The organism is Cohnella fermenti, from assembly GCF_004801405.1.
Classification (GTDB): Bacteria; Bacillota; Bacilli; order Paenibacillales; family Paenibacillaceae; genus Cohnella; species Cohnella fermenti.
Genome location: NZ_SSOB01000032.1, coordinates 65,930 through 91,069, shown reverse-complemented (window position 1 = coordinate 91,069; position 25,140 = coordinate 65,930). Strand labels below are relative to the sequence as shown.

Sequence of the window (25,140 nt, the reverse complement as noted above, 5' to 3'; positions counted from 1 at the left end):
GATCGAATGTTACGAACGGTCAGGCCACGACTTGCGATTTGGGGAGATCACCAAGCGCCAGCTGGAAATCTATGAAGCGCTAGAAATAGCCCCCCCGACCTCGTTATAATTTGGCCGGGGATTTAGGTTATAACATTTTGCGTGGGAATAAGCATATTGAAATATAACTTTGTAATAACAAGCGTATTATTTAAAAGTTCTTGAGAGTCCATTTTTAATCTCGGAAGATCCGTAGTAATACTATCAAAATAATACTCCATTATATTTATGCACCTAACCAGTGGGTGAGGATGAGAGAATTTCTTTTCGTAGAATTCCAATTTACGTACTGACAGTTGTGGCCCTAATTGATTCATTACTCCAAAATAGAACAGGCAATTTGTAATTATCATACTTGCACATCCAACGTACAAAAGACACTTTAGCTTTTCATCAGACTTCACTTTAAAATTGGCATGTGTTCTAAATACATATTTTAGAACTTCATAGCTGGCCATTCTATCAGCGTCGAACTCCCACGCATGTAGTTTTATATCAAAATTATCCTCGGCCCAATTTTCCTGCAAAAGAAAATCATTTCTTTTGAGTTTTGAACTACTAAATTGCATAATATGTTGGAATTCATGATTGAAAGTAAATTTTATTGAACAATCCAAAATAAACTTGTCAAAAACAAACTCTCTATCCTCGTATAAATCAATGTATGCTTTTTGAAGTGGTTCATCGTTACCAATTCCAGCGAGCACTATGCTTCTAAAGTATTTTTCATCTAGCTTTTGACTAAGAAGAATTGGATAACCATTTGTTATTCCAATAATATTATATCCTTTACGCGTTAAAGCAAATGCATTGCATTTATTATTATCTTTTATGTAGAAACAGTAGTCTTTAATTTTAAAGAGATCTGCATAACTTCCGTACAACTCTAAAAACGAATTTTCAAAATACGAATATATTTTTAATATTTTCTCATCAATATCTAAATCTTTATAATCGAAAACATCCTCTATTACATTGTGTTTTGCAAGTAATTCTTTGCTTACGAAGCCCATGGCTGAATCACTCCTATCCATAGCCGGTAACACTCCCAGTCACTAGCTGTCATGCTTTTTTGCAAATCACTGAAACAGCGACGCTGTGTGATTGGAATATTAAGTGATACTTTGTTTCGGTTTATTAAATCAGTTTTAACGATCTTCATAATTCTTTAATTTTCCTCCTGACTCCCTCTAACGAATTCCCCACAGCAAGCTGCGGGCAATTTGACCTGGAGAGATTAAATTAATGCTTAACAATTATCAGTTTTACACCACTATGGTTCTCAATATCTCTACTAAACTCAATTTCATCTCTTATTATCCCGATGTCGTATATTACAAATAAAACACTTTCATAGATTTTTTGATAAGCTGTTATATCAGCATTTATTTCTTCTATAATTTTAGATTTTTTATTTCGGTCATTTAATAACTTAACTTCAATACAAATTCTGAGTTTAGGTATAATAAAATCCGGAATATATTCGCGACCAGAAAAATTAAATTTCCCCGTTTCTCTGTCATAATCAATTCCTTTATCATATCCTTTACCAATAAATAAGTTTTCAATTGCATTTTGAATATCTTTCTCTTTTGAAGGTATTTCAAAGATTACATTGCGTAATTTAGTCTTAATAAAATTTCCTACGTTATCGATCTCTTCTGAAACAAAGTCAATCTGACTTTCTAACGATGAGATTAAAAACCGTGTGCTTACTAAAACCGATTCCAGTATATTCTTTGCATCAGGCCACAATGTATTCCCTGAAGTTCTCATGTTGTCTGTATTCATAGTATAAAAACTACCAAATCTCATCACTGCTTTTGCACGATTTGCTAAATCATTATATGTTAAAGCCATATCCTTAAAAGATGTATATCTACTATGCTCAGCTACATCCCTATTGAGAATATCATCAACTGTTTTTTCTAACGCTTTGGCTTGAGACAATAGTGTTTTTATTTGTCTGATTTCCATTATTGATAAAGCATACATATCTTTTCGCCCCTTCAGGAATTTTTTATAACGTTCTTGTATTGATATGACGAGACCCACTCCATCAAAAAACCCGAAGGGCCGCGATGCGGTTAGGTACTGGTGTATGTCCGGAATATTTTATTTCCATATTGCTGAAATACCTTGTCGAACCCACTTCTAGCTTCTGACAGACCAAGACCCAAATCGAAGAATTTTTCGACTATTATGCTTTCTTTTGCACTTTGGTTACAAGCTATCAAATGACTTTTCAGTATCGATGGGTTATAGTATTGTTAGATCCGATAATTCTATCAAATTTAAGAAGAGCCAGGATAGCTTCCCCTGCATCTTCGTGAATGTGTTTGAAAAATATTTTTTTTGAAAAGCTCGATATTTTTCTCGACTCTTCTCTTTTTCTCATGGTTACAACAGCTGTAACATTTCTCGAATCCTCACTATGATAGAATCCATTTTCGTATCTGCTCATTTTCATCGAATCAGTATTACTATCGAATACAAAAAACTCAGCTCCATAAATGGCTTCAGCTATGTCAATATTATCTTTATTATTCGCTTCTGATATAATCAGATTTATATTATTATTTTCACTAGGCAAGGAGAATGAAATAGCTGCTTTTTTTAAAGCATTATAAAAATGCCCTCTCTCTTCTCCAGTTATATTAATAAAGTTCATGTCGCCGCTCACTCCTGGTAGCATACAATCACATTGTGGATTGTTTATCTCGTTAAAGCATACTTCTGCGAGCGATTTATTACCAACATAAAACGGTATTTTAACATTATCGGCCTGATTAATATTTTGTTTGATAAATTCTATAAAACTCGAAGTATATATATTTGTAAAATCTTCATGCATAGAAATACTATAGAACCTTGCCCGCTTAACTTTCTTTAATTCTTTTTTGATCTCCTGATAAATCTTCTCCCTTCGATTTTCTCTCTCAGTGGGCGATGAATTCTTCATTTGAATATTAAAGATTTTTTCTTTGAATTCATCTAAAATAATAACAAAATCAGTTTTTCTTCCTTCCTGAGGTTCGTATTTAATTTCAACTTTCCAGCCATGATTTCTTATCAGTTCTGCAGCAAATGTATGTTCCGTAAGAAAGTCACTAACCTTTCTACCACTTGTTATTAATTTCTCATTCAAATTCTTTAAATTATATTCTTCCAATAATCGCAGATTCTCTGCTAGCTGAAAAATATCTTCTCTATTTATATACTTTAATTTAATTGACTCATCTTCCCCTGTGTTTAAATCAATTTTAAGCATGGATAACAATATTGCAGTGGCCTTTTCCACGAATTCCGCATCTATATCTCTAGTCACTTGCTCGCCTCCGTTCAACACTAATCACTCATATCATCATTTATCAAATAGATACGTTGAGGCTTTATCGTATATCCGATTTAAGTTTCTTCATTTGCAATACTTTCTATAAGATAATTTACAATTAATTCTGTACAATGTAGAGCTAGAAAAGCATCACTTGAACTTATAGTTCTATCGATTATGTTTTTGTCTTCATCGGTTTCGACATGTCGGGCAATATGCATAAATCCTTTAATCTTTCCATATAACTCATTGACAAAATCAACTTTCCCATATAAATTGTTATTGTGATTACTAGCCTTTACACGTAATTCTTCAAAAAATAAATTAGGATTTTTAAATCCCATTTCTTTAGGGATGGCCTCTAACACTTTAAAACATGTAGCAAGCGTATCATTGAATTTATTTTCGGAGAACGATTTCCGCGCTGAAATAATAAGTTTTGATGTGTTTGGAAGCTTAAACAAGTAATTGAAACGGAGCATTTTCTCGTTACCCTCGTAGTAACTCCAATTCTTAAGAAACTCCTCAACCCATACGGATTTATTTATTTGAACATGTAACCTTAAAGGCAGTTCAACTACATAATTAAAATTAAACAAGTACTCTTTATTAAAAGAAACCAGTAATTGTAAATCCAAATCAACTTCGACATCCCTAAATTGTCTACTACTTTCAATCATATTTATTTGTTCTCTTGATAATTCAATAATGAAGGTTATTCCACCTGGAAGCATTCGGAAGAATGATGGCCCTTTAATATATCCCACATTTACATTTGATAATTTTGCAGTTCCATCGCAATTGATGGCAGCAAAAGTTTTATAATCTATTCCGTCTACTTCGATTGGGAATGTTTTCTCTGGCGACAAACTAATAATAAGTCTTGGGATGCCCCCTTGGTAATCCGAGTTAATGTGACGTGTGTAAAATTCACAGAGAGTCCTTGCTCCCCCCGAATATTCTAATCTTCCGGCTAACACATTTATCACTCCTCTATAAATATCGTTTATTCAAATCGCTCATTTTCCTCACTTTGCCGCCGCTGTTCTCGTTCTTGATGGAATTGAATTTCTCTTTTTAAATCAAGTTCTTTTTGATAAGCCCATTGTGAAATTTTAGGATTGGTATGTTCCTTGTATTCATCAATTAGTTTAAGCCGACTCTCTAAGATTGTGGATAAAGATCCACTCCAGCGTGAGGGATGGAACTTGTCTCCGAAATTTTTTAAAACTTCGACTGGATCCGGTGCATGAGCAACAAACTTATCAGCTAGATTAGACCACATAATTGAAGCGCTATTTTCGTCAGTCAAAAATGGCTTTATTGCTAAAGAAGCAAGTGCATACCTGCTCTCCGGATCGATTTCGCACCATTGTAGTATAATTTCATCCTCAATCACATCTACCGGATCTTCCCTAACAGAGAGTCTGGAAAAGAACCAATCCGACTCTCCTATTACTTCTTTGCGGATGAAAACATCCATGAAAACAAACGGTTGTGTTTTAGCAAGCGCAGAAAATACACTGTCGAAATCAAAAGTATAAATTTCTCTACTGATCAACGCATTGGCAAGTCGGATGCATAATGATTTTGTTTCATCTATTGCCTCATCCGCATAACAAACGTTTATAATCTCTGCGATTTCATATTTAATTTCATGTCCATGATTACCATCACTCAAAAATCCGAAATCCGAAATTAGCTTGCGTCCCGTAGATTTTATGATTTCGCTTACTTCCTTCGCTGCAAGACCATGAAGTCTCATACGTAATATCTCTATGGATTCCCAAACTCCGTAATTGTATAGTGCCAATTCCAATAACAGTTCTGATAAATCTTCGTCGTTTATATTCTCATGCGCTCTGCCGTAAGCTAAGTATCTGAACTGTGATATTGAAGCTTTTCCGATTGTGAGTGACTCCATAAGCCTTCTAGCACCTCGGGTGCCAATAGATGTGCTGATTTGTAGAATTGGAAACACAGTACTCCAAAATTCGTCCAGCAATGCTTCATCCAGCAGCTTATTGCACAATACTTCGTTTGTCTCGGACAGTACATTTATAAATCCACGAACTACTTGATAGTTCCTTTCTGATTCTTCAATTGACAGTAATTTATTTTTAAAATAACACCACAATTTTGCCGGTGCAATAGAGCCCTCAGCCAAACCCTGACCAAAATAATACAACCTTGATCCTTCCCCGCCTAGTACTTCTGGCAGTAATTGAAGAAGAGTCTCTTCGTTAGAACCTACATCCTTACCAAGTAACCGGGTAAGATTCTCAGCTGTATGTAGAGGCTCAACTTCATCATCAAAAGTATCTAAAAGATCATAAGGATGACCGCGTGAAAGCGCAAGTAGTCTCGCACGCTCAATTAAAGAAGTAGGTACTAATAATGAGTCAAGGTGCTCTAATCGACCTAACACATCTTCCGTCATATCCTTCCCATCGTATCTGACCGTGGCTTTAACCGCGATCCATCCCTCGTTCCAGGTGGTTTTCTCAGAAATGCGGATAGCCGCCGCGGATAACTCTTCATGCATTTCAGCACCTACCCACAATTCTCTGAATTTGTCTGCCAACAACTTCTTTGCATCCATTGCTGATGGGGATCCAGAAATCGCAATTTGAACTGCATATTCCAAAAACAATGTAAACCACTGTTTTGATTCATCGAATGTTTTTGGCCAATATCCATAATCTCTTGGCCTTGCACCAAATTCAAAACTATTATTCGAGCTTATACTCCAAACTTGTAAAGCGGCACTCAACAAAAACAAACCTAAGTGGATTAATTTATTTTGATTTGATTCAAACAATCTTACAACAACGCCCAGTCTCTGCTCTCCTGTAGCGTGGGTACCCGAAAGTTTTATATGAAACAAAGATTGCAATAACTCTCGTGCTTTCGAATCTTCATTTAAAGCGAATTGGCATAGCAGATTCACGGCACGATTAAATAAATCCGGTTCATAAGCAATAGAATATAATACTTTCGATATTTCATTTAATTGATCAATTTCTCCATTTATAATCAGTTCTTCAGTTCCTACCCTTTCAATTTCTGAAAGGGTTTCCATGGGCACTATCGGCGCTATATTTTTTAACAGGCTAGTCCCGAATGAATTTATTTTTGATAGGTTCCCCAATAATCCTCCTTCACTTAACCATATCTTAGCTATTTCTTTGGCCTGCTTACTAAGGTGAAGATAACTCAATCGTCTTGAAAATGACTTTAAAAGTCGTTCAGACGCTCTATTTTCAAAAGTATCTAGCATGAAGCTGAGCGGTATATTTTCTAAGGCCCTCTTCGCTAGTCTATTTGCAAGTGCATGAGGTAACACAGCTCCCCATACACTTCTTCGCTGTACAAGTTCACGTCGCCTTAACTCACTTATTTTTTGATAAAGTTCAAGAACATTCATTCCCACTAGCGAACCAAGTAGCTTTAATTCATCATCATCCTCGCCTGTCTGGCAGTCGAAAGAGTAGACAAGCGAACATACTTCTGCTGCTTTTAGCAAATTGTTATCCTGATCATTCCGTTGTACAAATAATCTTGAAAAAAGCGCTTCATCATTAAGTTGTGAAACATCTTCGACATGATCAATTGTTCTTCCTAAAGCAATAGCAATTCGCGCATTTCCACCTGAGAATTTAGCAATGACACGGGCTCCAACGCCGCCTATGTTCGGAAATCGCATCCGAATGACTCTTTCTATTAACTCAGTAGACGCTGGTTCCAAATGAAATATTTCAGTTATCTCCGGCTGATCTTCTCGAACATCATATTCGACCGTAATCAAGCTCACTGAACTGTTTAACCTTGAACAAATTGTAGTTAAGTTTCTATGTAAATCCGGGGGGCAATTATCCACAACAAGAATAGCATTTCTTTGAAATGCAACTAATTGGGTAGCAAAATTTTGGGGATCAGGGATAGGATGGTTTGCAACATCACAATAAAAAGCCTGCAAAGGATTCAAAGGATTTTCACCAATTTTATCATCAAACAATGCTTGCAATAATCGGGTCTTTCCTACACCAGATAATCCAACTAGGCGAACGGACGATCTGGCATTCTGTAATTTATTTCGAATTTCGTTAATGCCATTCACTGCAGTCAAACCACCAGAATGACGAGTCGAACTATTATATAATCGAAGATGGCCATCAAGCAGATATTCTTCTTCTTTTTCTCTTGTAATATTTGACCAATTCCCGTAAGGTTCCCAACCTTGTACTGGACGACCAATCTTTTCTCTGATCCAAAGGATGAGTGAAGGATGAGATCTAACCCACGATGCTATTCTTTCCCGATCGTAGAAATCCAATTTTATTGCTACTGAAGGCTCCTCATCTGACAATGCATCCTGCATTGCTAGTCTTCTGCTTCTGAGCACCGAATCGGATGTTGATCCTTGACTACTCACAATAACATATGCACCGTTATTGACAGCTAAATCACGAATGACCTCTCTCAACATCCCATCCGGTTTCATTTCAGCTATTATTTTTGCACGAGGCATATCGGAATTTTTGACTTGGAAACCTGTTTTAGAACGAGGAACAAAACTATCATTATGCAACATCGTAGTTAAATCTACTCGAACATCTATTCCACCATCTGTTGCATTTTGATGACCACCCCAAGTTACCCCTGCGATCGACAATCCTTGTGAACGTAGTTCTGCTTCACAAAGATATCCGACAAGCGACCGAAGATCAGAATCATTCAATGATTGTATGTCCGTTCCTGTAATCTCTAACAAAACAACACCTACTTATCGAATTGAAAATACGCTTATACAAATAGCCGCGATGCGGCACCACCGCCTCGAGGCTGTTTTTCTCAAGCTATTATATAGTTCCATTTTATCGCATTTTACGACAAATTATCAAGATGTTTCCGTTATCAATTTGATGTATCCATCCCGTTACAATATACAATGAAGGGCATCTTTCACAAGAAGATGACCCCCACTTCGTTCATCTGCGGTTCCGCGATAAAAATGCCGCATCGTCACTATCAGCGATTGAACCTTAAAGGGACGATATAAATGCATCATTTTTTGCGGTTCCTTCATAAACTTAAAAAACGGCCCCGTTAAGTATACTCTTTTCCTATTGGAATTTTGCGATGGTCCATTTCTTAAAAACACAAAATAAAAACCCTTCCGAAGAAGGGTTTGATTGTAGGTATGATGCGGTCGAGAGGACTCGAACGACCACAATGTTTCCATTACTGGCACCTGAAGTCGGCGTGTCTGGCCCGAGACGCGCTAAATTCGGGACCGGGAGAAGCAGATGGAGTCAGGGTTCCTCATGAACGGGAGACGCGCCAGATTATTCGCCCAGTGGATTTCATTCGCCGAATCTGGCGCGGGAGAAAAGCGCGTCGACCGGATGATCCCCCTCTAATTCTCCATTCTGCTTCTCCCTCTATTTCCTGATTGGGGGGCCTTCTGTATGACGATTACGAGTCCAAGCACTATTCCCTACAACCTGCACGGCTTCCACCAACCTGAATTTCAAGATCAGGTTCGGCAATTTCTCCTTGCCGCCTCTCATCGCGGTTTATCTCCCCGAACGATCACGTACTATTTCTTCCACTTGTTGGGCTTGGAACGATTTTTTATCTCTCGCCAGATGCCGTTCCTCGCTTCCAACAGCGTGATGGTCCTTCGCGATTGGCTTCAACAATTGAACGAGCAAGGCTATGCCCGGCATTCCATTCGTGGCCGATTTTATACGTGTCGGCAATTTTTTCGATTCGCATTTCCGGATACAGCTGGAGAAAACTTCGCCATAGCCATGCCTTCGAATTCACAGGTCAGCCCTTACGAGCCCATCTGCTTCACGGAAGCGGAAGTGGAATGCATTCTTCATCAACCCAATCTCAGGCGATTCACGGGACTGCGGGACTACACCATGATGTTGTTATTGCTGGATACCGGTATTCGACTTGCCGAATTAAGCACCTTGCTTATTTCCGACCTGGACTTTCAGGACGGCTTTATTCGCATTGCCCAAGGAAAAGGAAACAAAAGCCGCTTCGTCCCCATGCAGAACACTTGCGCCGCGGCACTCCGCTCGTATCTGCGACTGCGCGGCGGACAGCAGCATGATGGCTTATGGATCTCAAGCAAAGGGCAACCCCTTCAGCCAGACACGATCAAGCAGTTGATTATCAAGCATTGCCATGACGCCGGTATAAGCGGTTCCGCCCATGCCTTCCGACGAACGATGGCCAAATCTTTTTTAATGCATGGCGGTAATGCCTACGCTTTGCAAGCCCTTTTAGGACATAGCGACATCACCATGACCCGTCACTATGTGCCGCTCCAGCCCGCCGATGTACGCCATCGGCACGAAACAAGCAGCCCCGTCGAATCGCTTCTTCGTTATGTCCAGAAATGCAAAGAAGAAAGGAAGATGTCTCATGAATAGTCCCGTTAAACGTCGTACCAATCGCGTGTTCACTCAAACAGATCGGTCTTTTTCGACCCAACCTTCGAACGAGGAATGGATCAATCTTTTCCTCCAGGACTGCCGATCCCGGAACCTCAGCCAACGCTCCATTGCTTATTATGACAGCACGTTGCATTACCTGCTGCAGGTATTGGAAGAACAACAGCAATGCGCGGACTTTGATCAAATCACCGCCGATAACTTACAGCGTCACTTCCTCGGCTACATGCTTGAGAAACAGTTAGCCCCGCAAACGATCAACGGACGTCTGAGCTGCTGCCGGATCTTTTTTCGGTTTCTGCATCGAAACGGACACATCCCGACGAATCCGGCATCAGCCTTGACGTCTGTCAAAGCTCCCAAAGATGCGATCGCTACGTTTTCCAACGACGAACTCGTGCGGCTACTGAGACAACCGGATCAATCAACTTTCACCGGACTTCGTGATTACACGATCCTACTGTTGTTTCTGGATACAGGCATTCGCATTGGCGAGCTCCTCGGTTTGCGCATAGACGATCTCCATATGCACGAGATGGAGCTGAGGGTCATGGGAAAGGGAGCAAAGGAACGACGGGTTCCATTTCAGAAAACCTGCGCCAAAGCGCTTCGGGCTTATCTGGTCGAGCGTGGAGATCTGCCCACTCCCGCCTTATTTGTATCGATTGATAATCAGCCGCTGCAAATTCGATCTTTGCAGGATCGAATCCATGACTACGGCCTGATCGCGAAAATCACAGGCTTGCGGGTTTCTCCACATACCTTCCGACATACGATGGCAAAAAGTGCGACTTGTTCTGCTATAACCGCCTGACCGCGGGAAAAGCGGGGGTTCACTGAACCCAACTCTCTATTCGAGGATGGGAATGACGGCTCCATGTTGCTCGAAACCATCCCGTTGAGACTCCTACATGCGTCTCGTCTCGGCAGAGATCAGGGGTATGAAGCTAGGCGAAGTCGGCTGAACGAAGGCTGGAGCCACTCGCAAGAGCAGGTATGCCGACGGATAGGCCGGACGGCTGAAAAGCTGCCTATGGTGAGCATGACCCTAAACGGTCTGACAAATCTCTGAAAGTACGGGTCTAGACCATTACGATACGGAAACGTATCGCTCAACCCAAGTTGAGGTGAGTGGCGTAAAGTACAAATTTTTTGTAGGAAATACGCTATACCGAACAATGGCGGTATCCCGCTCACAGGCTCAAAGGAGGCACCTAAGGGCAGCACGGATAGCTAGGGTAGAGGGAACAAGGAAAGCAAGGAACGTCGTCTCACGGACTGCCATCCCAGACGGTTGCTATAAGGCGAATCGCCGAAATGCATTTATCCTTGTGAGAGCGAAGGCAAGACCGATGAAGCTTCTGTAATGGAAGCGGAGGAATAGCCTTTAGTCTTGCTTCATCTGCAGTCTATTTCCCGAAGTGAATGGCACCGATCCGTTAGGAACGTGGGAACATCGCCTCTTCAAAGGAGGGATGCCACCGTGCAAGCTCTGCGACATTGGGATTATTACGGCATGACGAGTACCTTTACAGATTTGCACGAAAGAGCGGCAACCCGGGAAACTTTCACGCATTTATATGACATCATCACTTCCCGTCAGAACATTCTGCTTGCCTTTCGCACGATTAAATCCAATGAAGGTTCTCAAACGCCAGGTACGGACGGCAAAACGATCACGGACATGAAAAAGCTGACGGACGACGAACTGGTCGCCCTCGTCCAGCACACGCTAAAGCTGTACAGGCCCAAAAAGGTTCGACGGACTTTCATCGAAAAAGACAATGGCAAATGGAGGCCGCTCGGCATTCCTTGTATGGTCGATCGCCTCATCCAGCAATGCTGCAAGCAGGTATTGGAACCGATCGCAGAAGCTCACTTCTACATGCACAGCTATGGATTCAGACCGTTGCGTTCTACCCATCACGCTATGGCAAGGGCGCAATATCTGGTCAACATCGTCCGTATGCATTACGTGGTCGATATTGATATTAAGGGCTTTTTCGATAATGTCAACCATACCCTGCTGATCAAACAATGCTGGAACATGGGCATTCGGGACAAGAAAGTGCTGCGCATCATCAGCAAAATGCTGAAGGCAGAAATTGAAGGCGAAGGCATTCCATCCCGAGGGACTCCTCAGGGTGGCATTTTGTCCCCCCTTCTTTCGGGCATTGTCCTGCACGACCTGGACATGTGGGTAGCCCGTCAATGGGAGATCTTCGAAGCCCATCATGCCTACAAGTGGAACAGTCATAAGTATGCGGCTCTGCGGTTATCCGGGTTAAAGGAAGGGTACATCGTCCGCTACGCGGATGATTTCAAGATTTTCTGCCCGGATGCCAAAAGTGCACAGAAGTGGTTCCATGCCGTTCGTCTCTATCTGAAAGACCGTCTGAAGCTGGACATATCTCCGGAAAAATCGCAAATCGTGAATCTACGGAAGCGTCCTTCCGAGTTTCTGGGTTTCACGATACGCGCGGCGAAAAAGGGCAATAACAGAGTGGCGCACACGGGTGTGACAGATAAGAAAAAGCAACAGATCAAGAAAGAGACCCGGGCACGCATTCAGCAATTGCGCCTGTCTCCAACCTCCCGTAACGCCATCCTGTTCAACAGCTTTGTGCTTGGACTTCATAACTATTTTCGCAGGGCAACCCATGTCAGTACCGCGTTCTCACGTTTAGCCTACGATCTGCGTGCCTATACGTACAATCGTCTGAAATCGGTCGCCACCTATGCGCATCCTGCCAACCCTCCGCCGACGTACACCAAGTTCTATCGTACAAGCTATCGTACATTTCAAGTCGCCGGGGTGTATTTGTATCCGCTCGCCAATGTGAAAATGACCGTCAACAAGAGCTTTAATCAGCAGCTTAATCCATTCACAGCCGCGGGCAGACGACTCATCCATCAAAAGTTGAAGGGGCACATTGTAACGGAGATCATCGCGCTGATGAATGCCAACATCATCGGGCGAAGTGTGGAATACTTGGATAACCGCATCAGCAGGTACAGCATGCGTTCGGGCAAATGCGAAATTATTGGGATGTTCCTTGTCGCAATGGATGTCCATTGCCATCATGTACTTCCATCACATCTTGGCGGAAGCGACAAGTACAGTAACCTGCGCATCCTGCACAAAGACGTACACAAGCTCATCCATGCCACCCAAAACCAGACGATTGAACAGCTCATGACCAAGCTGGGTCTCACGGCCAAAATGGTGGATACGGTCAACAAATACCGCAGCCATTGCAAGCTTGAACCCATTCAATTCCCTGTCCATGAGTAACTCGGAACTTATAGACGAATACCGATGAAGCAAGATGGAACGCCCGGTGCGGCGAAAGTCGCACGCCGGGTGTGAGGCGGGGGAAAATCCGGCGATGACTTCAAACGATTACCTATCGCACCCCGTAAGGGGCAGGCGCTACCCCCTTCTGCGGAAGGGACTGCGTCACATTGTACATTCGTAATGGCGGCGATCCGTTTTCTTTGCAACTCATTCTCGGCCATTCCTGTTTGGACATGGTCCAGATGTATGTCCGACTTTTTAATAATGAGGTGCGAGAGCAGCATCAGAAGTACAGTCCAGTTGAACATGCTCAAACTCGAAGAAAATGATAAATGAATAGACGCTAGAGTGCCGGAGCGAACTGTTCAAGTCCGGCTCGCCGAGTGCTACCAGCATGAATCGCGCTAGGCGCTGCCATAGAAGGCTCATCGAAGTTGGATTCCTAAGTGATAAGAAGGCATTACAGTTCAAGGATCAAGACAAGCTTGCTATCGCCTTTCTCTACTGCGAACTGCCTGTAACATGGACAATTCGAGTGGCAACAGCACCAATTGATTCTCCTTAATAAACGCACGCAGTTGCTCTTCCGTCCATAATCCCATGTGTGCTCCCCAACCTTTCATCTCATTCCATTGTAATGGTTTGGGGAGTTTACACAATCTATTTTACAGACTCTCCTATTTTTTTGATCAGCCCTCACAGATGGAATTCCACCGTATTTGGAGCCATATATTTAACTTCTCCGCAATCTCTCTTCTTGTACAGCTCTGAAGTAGAAGATCCAGCACCTGCTTTTCAGTTGGCGTCAATCGATTTTCTCAAACGACCGATTTCTTGCCGAACATGTGCCGCGGCGACCGGATGAACAACGGATTAGTTCTCCTAAACTCGTAACGGGACCTTCAACACAAAAAAGCCGATACCCAGGAGGAAGGTATCAGTCTCTGTTGTCCACTATTTGCAAATGATCAGACTAATTGTTTGGAAAGAGATCAGAGAAAAAATCAGTGATCGATTGAAATTCCAGGATCGTCGTCAATAACACCGTACAGCAGATCAACACCGCGCGGTGTGAGTTTTGCCGCCATTTGATTTTCGTCTATTTGAATATGCTTTACTTCTATATATTCCTTGCCTTTACCCGCAAGATATAAAAAGTGATCTTGCACACTTCGCAACACACATGAGATTTGACGTTCTTTCAAATACGCATCTACAATTCGGTCATTGGTGTAATCAAACCCCTGATGCAAAAGCAATCGCAAAATAAACCCATTCACTTCTTTGAACTGATATTTGGCCACGTCCACGTCTGAACTCACCTTTTCTTCACATTATTTCTCATTATGCTGCACGACCCGAATTACCGTTACCTTCAATGAAACTGACCTTTTTCATTCTAATTCATACTTTTCGAAGACCAATTACTCGTCTGGTCGCCGGAACTACAATGGGTGTAGAATATACGCGAAAGAACAAAACATATTTTTACTCTCATCTCGGTTCCTCAAATTTCATTGTCCGTATCTCATAATATCGCTTTAGGCTCATTGGTCTAATCTAATGATCGTAGCAGCTTATCGCCGGAATGTCGCCGTTCACGTACTTTATCGGTGCATTAATAATCATCAATGACGTAAGCATTGACACTGGAATTTTTTCCACCGCGATTCAATAAACGCGCCTTCCATTGAATCGTTCCATTGCAAAGTTTGGCTTCCTCACCCCGTAATGTCTTTAACTCTCCAGCATCTTATATAACGAAAACTCATCTCTGCTAATACATAGAACTATTCAATTCTTTTAAATCCATAAGTCTCTAATTGCTTTCTGTCTTTTGCATTTAGTTTCGGTACAGCCCATATTAATGAATATTTAGCTCTAGTGCTTGCAACATATCCTATTCGTTTTGATTCGCCCTCCACTTCTATCCACTGTTTCCAATGCCCACCGATACTCTTCTGATCTTTACTCGAAACGACCATTACACTTTCAAAACCACAACCTTTAGCAGAGTGGATCGTATTAATTCTTATTGACGTAGGAGGCTCAAACATTGATATCGCGTCGATGGCACTTTCTGTTGTACCTGAAGGTGTACGTAAAATAGGAAAACTATTAAAATCACGCGGATTTTCATCATATTCTTTTAAACTTTTATATGTATTCAGCAAGATAGAAGGGAGTTGTTCCCTTGCTGTTTTATACCACTCACCATATTTTTTATTTTCAAAATTATTTATAAAAGAGTTTGAGCAACAGGCTTCAAGGAAATCCTTGATAAAAATCCGCCATCTGAATGCAGATTTAATATCAATTGGACAAAAATAATTATCTTTATTTTTAGATCCACCTAACCATTTTTGCAATTGCTTTCCTGCAAGCTCTAACGCCATTATTCTAGTTGATTGTTGCTTCGCTTTCCAAAGTTGAATTGCATCTAATATCAAGTGAATGCTTTTTTGAGCTGAACGAACTTGTAAATTTGATTTTAAAGAAAGTTGACGCACCAGAATAGAGGAGCTTTCAGGTTGGATATTGAATAGGTTTAAGAATGACGAATATTTTTCTTGAAGTACTTGTAAGTCATCATATTCGTAGTAACAAACACTATTGTCACTTAATTTATTATTGGTTCTTCCTGCTATTGTTGTTGTAATAGAAGATATACGATTTGATACATCAACAATCGGTTGACAGCTTCTAAAATTATCAGTTAATTTATAACAAATAAAGTTAGACAGGAACTCCTTTGTATATGTTGGGTTGGCATTCTTAAAATCGTAGATGGCTTGATTTAAATCACCAATAAAATGAAGTGTGCTTCCAGCATCTTTTAATTTCTTAAGGATTTGAATTTCGATCCATGATAAGTCCTGACACTCATCAACTATAATGATGGGAAACCTCTTGGATATGATTGAAGCTACTTTTATATTTTCTTGCAAAGCCTTGAAAGCAATGTTATTCATATCTTCAAAATTTGCAAATCCATCTTTTAAAAATTTAACTTTGTCACTAATGAGTTGTTTCTTTACGTATTCAATTTTATATAGCTCGTTATTATTATATTTATTTCGAGTATCTTGAACAAATTTCTGGAAGTTTTTTGAGTTATAGTACTCAGTAATAGTTAATTTGTAATTCTCGGAGAATTGTATATAGTAATCTTTTTTCTGATAATCATAATAAATTTGATTTGCGTAAATACTTTCTTGTTTTCCAGCTCCATAGACATATGGAATTTTTGACTTATAATTCTCGAGCCAATGATTTTTAAAAGTATCCATCATTTTATCAATCAACCGATAAGAAAAGTCTCCATTCCTCCCATTATTACCAAAAAATTTGTAGCCGAATTTTTGAGCAATAAATCCATGAAGAAATCCTGTTAGTGTCCCAATATTGTGAGGGTGTAATGAGGATAGTTTAGAAAATTGCTCAACGCGATTTTTTATTGTTTCTGTAGCTTCATTAGTGAACGTTAGTACAGCTATTCCGTTGTTTCTATCTGTCCATTTACTAATTTCATATGACATCTTCATCCCAACAACTTCGGTTTTCCCACTTCCAGCGCATGCCTCTAAAAAAATGTTCTGCTTAATTGAGGAAAATATATATTGCAACTGCTGTTCCGTCTTTTCTGAAATGCGGCAAATAAACCGATCTTCCTGTGACGATGATATCTTGTTTGGATTATGAGAACAACTGTCGCAATGAAGAGGGTGGTCTTTCCTGCATAAAACCTTTGACAGTACCTCTTGCATTTCTTCTTTAGTCATGTAAGTCACCACCACAAGACCAAATTACTGCATCCTCAATATATTTTGGGACATTTATCAGCTTGTTGATATTTTGCAATATTGCCGTCGAATTAGATTTATCTGAAGCAATTTTAAAAAGTTCATTATTGATTTGAGTTTCGATTATTTCTGCAAATTGTTGAGCATAAGTTCCTTTACCTACATTCTCATCGTCAATATGCTCAATAATAAACTTTGCATCTTCACTCAGAAGATTCTCATCAACGTACTTATTATCGTACTCAATAATTTTTTCGCAATCTTTACTTACCTTTCCATTTTCAATAGGCCACAAAATTTTAAGCGTTTGCGCCATTAATTTTGTGTTTTTTTCCATAGCAAGATCATATTCAAAAGTTTTTAATGGTGAATGAAATAATCGTGCCCACTTGCTTTTGTTAACATCTTCAATTAATGCAAGGGCGCTATTGTTTCCTTTTGAAGGATTACTGGGAAGTGGGTATGTCTCGATAAACTTTTTTTGGGGCTCTCCATCATCACTCAAAATTGGCATTCCATCTTGATCGAATAAAGGAATTTCCGTTTTCCCCGGATCATTATCAGTAATACCAGAACAACGGATTGGTAATTTTTCATCTCCCGAACTATTATCACAATCGGAGAACAACTTCAAAAAATGTTTAAAATTAATGCCATTTATATTTATAACTGAGACCCCCGCCTCTTCCAAGGAACTCGGCAATGGTTTTTTTGAAGTTTCACTTACTGAAATATTATATTTTGCCAGCGTTATTTGCGCTAGCACAGGAATTAACATAGCTTCACTGATACCTTCTACTAAAATGATTCCTTTTGAAAAAAGTAACGTTGATTTTGTAACATCTAACCATCGATTTAAATACCCTTTACTGTTGCTCATATTGATATCTTTCAAAGCAGTTGCAACAAACCTCTCATCCTTTTGCACGATATGAATTAAGTTGTCTATACTTATTGATGAGGCTAAAACAGGGGAATGTGTCGTAATGACCACTTGAGTATTATGCAACATATCTGTTAACTGTTTTAGGTACTTAATGAATTTTACTTGCAATTGAGGATGTAAATGAGCTTCAGGCTCCTCAATCAGTAATACCGTCACCAGGTTATTGTCTTTTAGCAACTCAAGTTCGGCGAATACTGTAGCGATATATAAAAGGTTGTTGTAGCCTAGACTATTTGTTGCAATATCTCTGAACTTATTGGGATCCGTCTCTCCGCTAAGAGGAAAAAACACCATTTTAATACTTTCAACCACTTTATTAAAGGTTGTCTCTGCAAACTGTAAATTGACACTTTGTCCAAGATGACTTCCCAAGGTTTCCACTAATTTTGTGTTTATGTTCTTTTTAGCTGCTTCTATTTCATTATAGTTCCCATCAGCATTACTGGTGATTATGTCGTTAAAACCTTTGACGCTATCGACAAGTTTCTCTTTATTATCACCATATTGCTTTTTTAGAAGCTGAGCAAGACGAGATTTTTTCCCGTTCACTAATTTCTCTTCAGCATCTCTTAATGGTGGCAAATAAATGCAATCAATACACTCGAAGGTTTCTTCTTCGAAAATACTTGCTTTTGATTGTCCTCCCCAAACTTCTTTTTTATAGTAGCCTTTCCGGTTGGGATTGGCATTTACTTCTAAATGGAGTTGTGCTTTGAACTCAGCATCACACCATGATAAGAAGGTTACTTCTTCATCTGGAGTTAATGAATCAAAGGTGATATCAATTTTAATATTTTCAGAAGAAACTTGTTTATCAAGCGATATAAAGAAGTCATCCTCCGATATGTTCATATATGAAAACTCATTTTCTTTGAGAATTAACCTCAATGCATTTATTATAGTGGTTTTCCCTGATCCATTCTCACCGACTAAAACATTAAGTCCTTTGTTAAATTTTATTTGTGAGGTTTCCTTCGCATTTTTATACCCAGCCACTTTTAGCTCAGATATATACATTACCCCACCTCTTTCTTAGCCTTTGAAATTTGATATACGTGCTAGAACTGAAAGGAATCTTCATTCCCTTTATGTTTTGTACTTTTAGCTTCTGTCTTCAGATTATATATAATTTCCACTTCAAAACTGACAACCTCAACAATTCGTATTTCATTGTTTTTATCAAAATTAAACAATGCATAGTTTGTATATTTTCTATCGCTTACACCTTGATAAGCCACACCATGAAATCCAATTTCAGCACAACAATTACCAATATAATTGGTTAGTAGATAAACCTTTTTCAAGGGCTTACTCTCTTCGTTTATCTCATTAAAAAAACCCTGGAAACTGTGATCAAACAACCCGATGTTAAACAACTTCAATTTTTTTCTCGTTTTAAAAAGAGCAATGTCAATATTTTCATCGTTTAACGGATGAATTTCATACGGGATGGCTTTCATTCGATTACTCAGATATAAAACGGATACGCCAACAGCATTATAACGTCCGTGCTGAGGCAATCCCTCAGGTGGATTCCAGATTTCCTCTTCTCCAAACACATGTTTCCTATCTTTTTTTCGTGCCCTTCCTCTAAAAAGTTGAGTCCCACTTCTTAATTCTATATAGTCTCTCTTTTCATAATGTTTTTGCAGAAGATCATATACTTTTTTCCCCGTTTCATGCTTATATGCCAGAAGAGGATATTTCAAAAGATGCTGTTTAAACTCATGGAGTTCCAGCCAACTAAGATCAATATTATATTTTTGGGCAAACTGAGAAAACTCAATAAAGTCAAAGTCATCTAATCCAAATACCGAAATTGTTTCATGTTCATCATAAACTTGATCATAGGATTCAAAAGTACCTCCATCCGGATTATGGGAGTAATCAATTGGTTCTTCACCGTAGTGGCAAGTTTGACATCGTAGATGTTCAAGTAGTAGCTTATGGAACTTCTCGTCTATTCCTTCTTCCCACAAAAAACTTTCAACAGTTTGTCCTGCGTTGTTTTCAATAAAATTACTTGGGTCTTCTTCATCTTTATTCCAACGATAAACATCATAATCAAGTTGCGCTCCGACACATTTAAAACACCCATGAATTTTTTTTGAAAGTTCGCCTCCAATTAACATGAAGATGGGTATTATCTTCTCTTCAAAATACTCTTCAGGATAATACTCAACGTAAGCATCAAGTTTTAAATTACACAGTAAACAGTTATACTTTGTTTTTTCTTTCCTTTCTCTTATGGTCCGTGGTCTTCTATTAATACTTACTTTTATATTTAGCCTGTTAATGACTTCAATTAGATCGTCAACACAACTCCTGCAAATTACGTAGTACTCGTTCATATTTTCCACTCGCCCATTTAGTAAAATTTAACATGGTACGTTATTTTTCATAATTCGACATATTTGATCAGAATCCTTTATTCCGGCTTATTCTTGTCTGTGAGATCGCACTGATAATTTGACGAGTCCGATGCGGGAGAAAGTGCGTCGATCGGATAGCCCCCACTAACTCCTATTCTGCTGCTCCCCTCATTTCCTTATTGGAGGGTCGCTTCCATACGAGTATTACGGGTCCAACCACTACTCCCCACAATCTGCAGGGCTTCCATCAGCCAAGACCAGATTCGACAGTTTCTCCTTACCTCCTCTCATCGCGGTTTTATCTCCCTGAACGCTCACATATTATTCTTTCTAACGATTTATTATCTTTCATCAGATGCCGTTCCTCGATGTAAATGGCGAGAGCCACATTGTTTTTATGTCAAGGAATGCAAACTCCCCCTTCCGTCCCCCTCTCGAGGGAAACGCAGGGAGCACGCCCCTTGCACCCCGTCACTCGCCGTTTAGCAGGTCCAGCAAGGCTTTGCTGGACCATAGAAGAGGTGAGGACGAGAGATCGCCATTAAGGCTGAAATGAACACTTCGCGGCCTTGACTGGCTTACTATATACGGAATACAGAATTGTCGAATTTAGCGGTGGCTCTCCCGACTAACACAGTGGCCCTATTTCATTAACATTGTGGCTCTCACTCATCAACCGCGTGGCTCTGCCGCGCCGAAATAATCAACACCTGCACGCTGATTCTTCAACTGTCGGCACGCCCAATTGAACTCAATTGACATGCCACTAATGGACATGAATCGATAATCATTGTTTTGTGCTAAAAGCGAAAGATACCTCAATAAAGGAGCGGAAGTCCAAGACCGTTTTTCTCATTTGATATCGGCTACATTTGGACACAAGGATTCAATCTATAATCGACCTCCGCCTGATGAAACTCTGTATCTCATAAGTGACCCGTTCAACTTGTTATGTCTACCTAAGAAGGAATAGCTATTAATCCTCTTCTTGCACCTAAATCAATAGTTACGTATAACGCATAAAATATGAAGAGCCCTACAGAGATAATCTGTAGGGCTTCGTTTGAAGGTATGGTGCGGTCAAGAGGACTCGAACCTCCACGGTATTGCTACCACCGGCACCTGAAATCGGCGTGTCTGGCCCGAGACGCGCTAAATTCGGGGCTGGGAAATGCAGGTGGAGCAAGAGTTCTTCATGTTGGGGAGACGCGCCAGATTATTCGCCCAGTGGATTTCATTCGCCGAATCTGGCGCGGGAGAAAAGCGCGTCAACCGGACGATCCCCCTCTAAATCTCCATTCTGCTTCTCCCTCCATTTCCTGATTGGAGGGCCTTCTGTATGACGATTACGAGTCCAACCTCTACTCCCCACAACCTGCCGAGCTTCCACCAGCCTGAATTTCAAGACCAGGTTCGGCAGTTTCTCCTCGCCGCCTCGCATCGCGGTTTATCCCCCCAAACGATCACGTACTATTCCTTCCACTTGTTGGGCTTGGAACGATTTTTTATCTCTCGCCAGATGCCGTTCCTCGCTTCCAACTGCGTGATGGTCCTTCAGGATTGGCTTCAACAATTGAACGAGCAAGGCTATGCCCGGCATTCCATTCGTGGCCGATTTTATACGTGTCGGCAATTTTTTCGATTCGCATTTCCGGATACAGCTGGAGAAAACTTCGCCATAGCCATGCCTTCGAATTCACAGGTCAACCCTTACGAGCCCATCTGCTTCACGGAAGCGGAAGTCGAACGGATTTTTCATCAACCCGATCTCCGGCGATTCACTGGACTGCGGGACTACACCATGATGTTGTTATTGCTGGATACCGGTATTCGACTTGCCGAATTAAGCACCTTGCTTATTTCCGACCTGGACTTTCAGGACGGCTTTATTCGCATTGCCCAAGGAAAAGGAAACAAAAGCCGCTTCGTCCCCATGCAGAACACTTGCGCCGCGGCACTCCGCTCGTATCTGCGACTGCGCGGCGGGCAGCAGCATGATGGCTTATGGATCTCAAGCAAAGGGCAACCCCTTCAGCCCGACACGATCAAGCAGTTGATTATCAAGCACTGCCATGACGCCGGTGTACCCGGTTCCGCCCATGCCTTCCGACGAACGATGGCCAAATCTTTTTTAATGCATGGCGGTAATGCCTACGCTTTGCAAGCCCTTTTAGGACATAGCGACATCACCATGACCCGTCAATATGTGCCGCTCCAGCCCGCCGATGTACGCCATCGGCACGAAACATGCAGCCCCGTCGAATCGCTTCTCCGTTATGCTCAGGAATGCAAAGAAGAAAGGAAGATGTCTCGTGAATAGTCCCGTTAAACGTCGTACCAATCGTGTGTCCACCCAAACGGATCGGTCTTTCTCGGCCAAAGCATCGAACGAGGAATGGATTGATCTTTTCCTCCAGGATTGCCGATCCCGGAACCTCAGCCAGCGTTCCATTGCTTATTATGACAGCACATTGCGTTACCTGCTGCAGGTATTGGAAGAACAACAGCAATGCGCGGACTTTGATCAAATCACAGCTGATAACTTGCAGCGTCATTTCCTCGGCTACATGCTGGGGAAGCAACTGGCCCCGCAAACGATAAATGGGCGTCTAAGTTGCTGCCGGATCTTTTTTCGGTTTCTGCACCAGCATCAGCACATCCCGACGAATCCGGCATCAGCCTTGACGTCTGTCAAAGCTCCCAAAGATGCGATCGCTACGTTTTCCCAAAACGAACTTGTGCGGTTACTGCGACAGCCGGATCAATCCACTTTCACCGGGCTTCGCGATTACACCATCCTGCTGCTATTGCTGGATACAGGCATTCGTATTGGCGAACTCCTCGGTTTGCGCGTAAACGATCTCCATATGCAAGAAAGGGAGCTGCGCGTTATGGGAAAGGGAGCAAAAGAACGACGGGTTCCGTTCCAGAAAACCTGCGCCAAATCGCTTCGATCTTATCTGGCCGAACGTGGGAATCTGCCCACTCCGGCATTGTTTGTTTCGATTGATAATCAACCGCTGCAAATCCGCTCCTTGCAAGAGCGAATTCATGACTATGGCCTGATGGCGAAAGTTACGGGCGTGCGGGTTTCCCCACATACCTTCCGCCACACGATGGCCAAAATGTACATTCGAAATGGCGGCGATCCTTTTTCTTTGCAACTCATTCTCGGCCATTCTTGCCTGGACATGGTTCAGATATATGTTCGACTTTTTAACAATGAGGTGCGGGAGCAGCATCGGAAATACAGCCCTGTTGAACATGCTCAGATTCGAAGAAGGCGATAACTGTTCATGTGTGGCTCGCCGAGTGCTACCAGCATAAAACGCACTCGGCGCTGACACAGAAATGCTCATCGAAGTCGGTATTCCTAAGTGACAATATACGCCGTTGTTTCCTCCCGGCTCAGGTAATAGGGGCTATAAATTCCTTTATGTCAGATACACTTACCCATACCCCAAATTTTTCGCCGTCACTTAGGATACGGTTCACCTCGTTTGGGGCTTCGGCAACGAAATACAAAAAAGAGGGGTGGCCTGCCCCTCTTCCGCGTTACGCGCCTATTTCCACAGTCGTTCAATCAGGATAAGCAACAAGCCCACAGTCAGGCCAGTTGCCACCTCAATCAAATACTGCTTGAAATGACCGCGTTTCTTACTTTTGTTCTTTCTTGTTCTTCGCATACGCATCCTCCATGGGTTCATGGGGTACGTACTAAGACTAGAGCAGAACGTAATTTTCAATTATACCTTGTAGAGAATGCATTACCTGCTCTTCAAAAATACCTATTGACCAAAAATTCTCCTGGTCTTCTCCTTCACTCGTTACGAGTGCATGTACCAAGCTTAGCCTGGTATTCGTCAAACCTTGAATGAACAATTTAGCTGACTCACGTTATTATGAGTCGCTCCTTATACTGCACTAGCCTACGGAACTTACCCGTAGTTTAGTGTGGAGCACAAGCCCCTCTTACATTATATTCCTCATTTTATCCACATGCAACATAGCCTGACACTCCAATACTTTTTTTTAGAAAATGAGCATTCAAGAGATTTTCCTAGGGCGTGTATTCAAACCTCAGGCCAACCAAACCATGGAAGCCGCCAGCTTTAAAAAGGCCATGAAGGTCCGCGCTAATTTGTCGTATCGGGTTGCCAATCGCCGATTGTGCTTCAGCTTATTAAAGAGGCATTCGACCAGATGCCGTTCTTTAAACAAGTACCAATCGGTCGTTCGTTGAACGGTGCGATGTTTACGGCTAGGAATGACCGCATTCGACTGCTTTTCATCCAATAGTTCGATAATCTTGTCGGTGTCATAGCCGCGGTCGGCCAACACATTTTGACCTTTAAGATCCAAGGTTAGCAAAATCTCATAGCCCACGACACAATCGTTGATGTTGCCTGCCGTCACTTCGAATTGAAGCGGATTGCCGAGGGCATCCACCACCGCATGAATCTTGGTGGTCAAGCCTCCTCGGGATCGTCCGATGGCTTGAAATTGCTGCCCCCTTTTGCCCCCGCGCCGTGCTGGTGAACACGGACGATGGAGGCATCCATCATCGTACTTTCCGAATCGGGCTCGGCAGCGAGCGTCTCCAGCATCCGGTCAAATATCCCGGCCTTCTCCCAGCGGCGGAATCGGGTGTAAATGCTGCTCCAGGGGCCATAATAGTCTGGCAAATCCCGCCAGGCTGCTCCTGAACGGATCACCCAGAGCATCCCATTGAGCATATGGCGGTTGTCGATGGCCGGGCGTCCGCCTTGGGGTTTCCGTTCCGGCGGCAAGAGGTCTTTGAGGCTTTCCCATTGATCATCACGGATCTCGTATCGTCTTCTCATATGAAAAGTTTACCGGATTCTAGCCCTTTTC

General features: G+C 41.5%; 14 protein-coding genes and 1 pseudogene. 5 read left to right on the top strand and 10 right to left on the bottom strand.

From position 1 onward, the window contains the following. Nucleotides 1-122: 122 nt before the first annotated feature. The 5 genes from E6C55_RS22355 to E6C55_RS22335 all read right to left on the bottom strand — a co-directional run bounded on the left by E6C55_RS22355 (nucleotide 123) and on the right by E6C55_RS22335 (nucleotide 8,147). Entirely contained in the window at nucleotides 123-1,052 is a 930-nt protein-coding gene (locus E6C55_RS22355; protein ID WP_136372042.1) for a hypothetical protein, read from the bottom strand. Between the two features lie 229 nt (nucleotides 1,053-1,281). After that, on the bottom strand, nucleotides 1,282-2,034 hold the full coding sequence (locus E6C55_RS22350; RefSeq protein WP_136372041.1) for a PD-(D/E)XK nuclease domain-containing protein: 753 nt from the start codon (nucleotides 2,032-2,034) through the stop codon (nucleotides 1,282-1,284). Nucleotides 2,035-2,284: 250 nt separating this feature from the next. Next, nucleotides 2,285-3,367, bottom strand: a complete 1,083-nt coding sequence (locus E6C55_RS22345) for a hypothetical protein (protein ID WP_136372040.1) — start codon at nucleotides 3,365-3,367, stop codon at nucleotides 2,285-2,287. An 80-nt stretch (nucleotides 3,368-3,447) separates the two neighbouring features. Then, nucleotides 3,448-4,353, bottom strand: coding sequence for a hypothetical protein (locus E6C55_RS22340; RefSeq protein WP_136372039.1), 906 nt, complete (start codon nucleotides 4,351-4,353; stop codon nucleotides 3,448-3,450). A 26-nt stretch (nucleotides 4,354-4,379) separates the two neighbouring features. Beyond that, nucleotides 4,380-8,147: a hypothetical protein gene (locus E6C55_RS22335; RefSeq protein WP_136372038.1), complete on the bottom strand. Its 3,768-nt coding sequence runs from the start codon at nucleotides 8,145-8,147 to the stop codon at nucleotides 4,380-4,382. A gap of 697 nt (nucleotides 8,148-8,844) precedes the next feature. Here E6C55_RS22335 and E6C55_RS22330 point away from each other — a divergent pair. The 3 genes from E6C55_RS22330 to ltrA all read left to right on the top strand — a co-directional run bounded on the left by E6C55_RS22330 (nucleotide 8,845) and on the right by ltrA (nucleotide 13,141). Beyond that, nucleotides 8,845-9,825, top strand: a complete 981-nt coding sequence (locus tag E6C55_RS22330) for a tyrosine-type recombinase/integrase (protein ID WP_136372037.1) — start codon at nucleotides 8,845-8,847, stop codon at nucleotides 9,823-9,825. Continuing rightward, a complete protein-coding gene (locus E6C55_RS22325; protein WP_168735812.1) occupies nucleotides 9,818-10,660 on the top strand; it encodes a tyrosine-type recombinase/integrase in 843 nt (280 codons plus the stop codon). Before E6C55_RS22330 ends, E6C55_RS22325 begins: the two co-directional genes overlap by 8 nt. Nucleotides 10,661-11,329: 669 nt before the next feature. Then, nucleotides 11,330-13,141, top strand: a complete 1,812-nt coding sequence (ltrA, locus tag E6C55_RS22320; RefSeq protein ID WP_211093630.1) for a group II intron reverse transcriptase/maturase — start codon at nucleotides 11,330-11,332, stop codon at nucleotides 13,139-13,141. Nucleotides 13,142-14,148: 1,007 nt separating this feature from the next. On the opposite strand, the gene E6C55_RS22310 is transcribed toward ltrA, so the two are convergent. The 4 genes from E6C55_RS22310 to E6C55_RS22295 form a co-directional block, all read right to left on the bottom strand. Next, nucleotides 14,149-14,454, bottom strand: coding sequence for a hypothetical protein (locus E6C55_RS22310; RefSeq protein ID WP_136372034.1), 306 nt, complete (start codon nucleotides 14,452-14,454; stop codon nucleotides 14,149-14,151). Nucleotides 14,455-14,934: 480 nt separating this feature from the next. Next, a complete protein-coding gene (locus E6C55_RS22305) occupies nucleotides 14,935-16,926 on the bottom strand; it encodes an ATP-dependent helicase (protein WP_136372033.1) in 1,992 nt (663 codons plus the stop codon). Beyond that, complete coding sequence (locus E6C55_RS22300) at nucleotides 16,919-18,910, bottom strand: ATP-dependent nuclease (protein ID WP_136372032.1); 1,992 nt, start codon at nucleotides 18,908-18,910, stop codon at nucleotides 16,919-16,921. Before E6C55_RS22300 ends, E6C55_RS22305 begins: the two co-directional genes overlap by 8 nt. Before the next feature lie 41 nt (nucleotides 18,911-18,951). Continuing rightward, nucleotides 18,952-20,244: an RES domain-containing protein gene (locus tag E6C55_RS22295; RefSeq protein WP_136372031.1), complete on the bottom strand. Its 1,293-nt coding sequence runs from the start codon at nucleotides 20,242-20,244 to the stop codon at nucleotides 18,952-18,954. Between the two features lie 1,360 nt (nucleotides 20,245-21,604). Between E6C55_RS22295 and E6C55_RS22290 the strand changes: the two genes are divergently transcribed. Beyond that, complete coding sequence (locus tag E6C55_RS22290) at nucleotides 21,605-22,585, top strand: tyrosine-type recombinase/integrase (protein ID WP_136372030.1); 981 nt, start codon at nucleotides 21,605-21,607, stop codon at nucleotides 22,583-22,585. Beyond that, complete coding sequence (locus E6C55_RS22285) at nucleotides 22,578-23,555, top strand: tyrosine-type recombinase/integrase (protein ID WP_168735811.1); 978 nt, start codon at nucleotides 22,578-22,580, stop codon at nucleotides 23,553-23,555. Before E6C55_RS22290 ends, E6C55_RS22285 begins: the two co-directional genes overlap by 8 nt. 790 nt (nucleotides 23,556-24,345) lie before the next feature. On the opposite strand, the pseudogene E6C55_RS34840 reads toward E6C55_RS22285, so the two are convergent. Next, nucleotides 24,346-25,079 (bottom strand): annotated as a pseudogene (locus E6C55_RS34840) (IS5 family transposase); the annotation flags it as partial. Nucleotides 25,080-25,140: the final 61 nt, after the last annotated feature.

Coding starts and splice junctions, on each gene's coding strand:
- E6C55_RS22305 (WP_136372033.1), bottom strand. CDS start 16,926: ATGACTAAAGAAGAAATGCAAGAGGTACTGTCAAAGGTTTTATGCAGG.
- E6C55_RS22330 (WP_136372037.1), top strand. CDS start 8,845: ATGACGATTACGAGTCCAAGCACTATTCCCTACAACCTGCACGGCTTC.
- E6C55_RS22300 (WP_136372032.1), bottom strand. CDS start 18,910: ATGTATATATCTGAGCTAAAAGTGGCTGGGTATAAAAATGCGAAGGAA.
- E6C55_RS22295 (WP_136372031.1), bottom strand. CDS start 20,244: ATGAACGAGTACTACGTAATTTGCAGGAGTTGTGTTGACGATCTAATT.
- E6C55_RS22290 (WP_136372030.1), top strand. CDS start 21,605: ATGACGATTACGAGTCCAACCTCTACTCCCCACAACCTGCCGAGCTTC.
- E6C55_RS22325 (WP_168735812.1), top strand. CDS start 9,818: ATGAATAGTCCCGTTAAACGTCGTACCAATCGCGTGTTCACTCAAACA.
- E6C55_RS22350 (WP_136372041.1), bottom strand. CDS start 2,034: ATGTATGCTTTATCAATAATGGAAATCAGACAAATAAAAACACTATTG.
- E6C55_RS22355 (WP_136372042.1), bottom strand. CDS start 1,052: ATGGGCTTCGTAAGCAAAGAATTACTTGCAAAACACAATGTAATAGAG.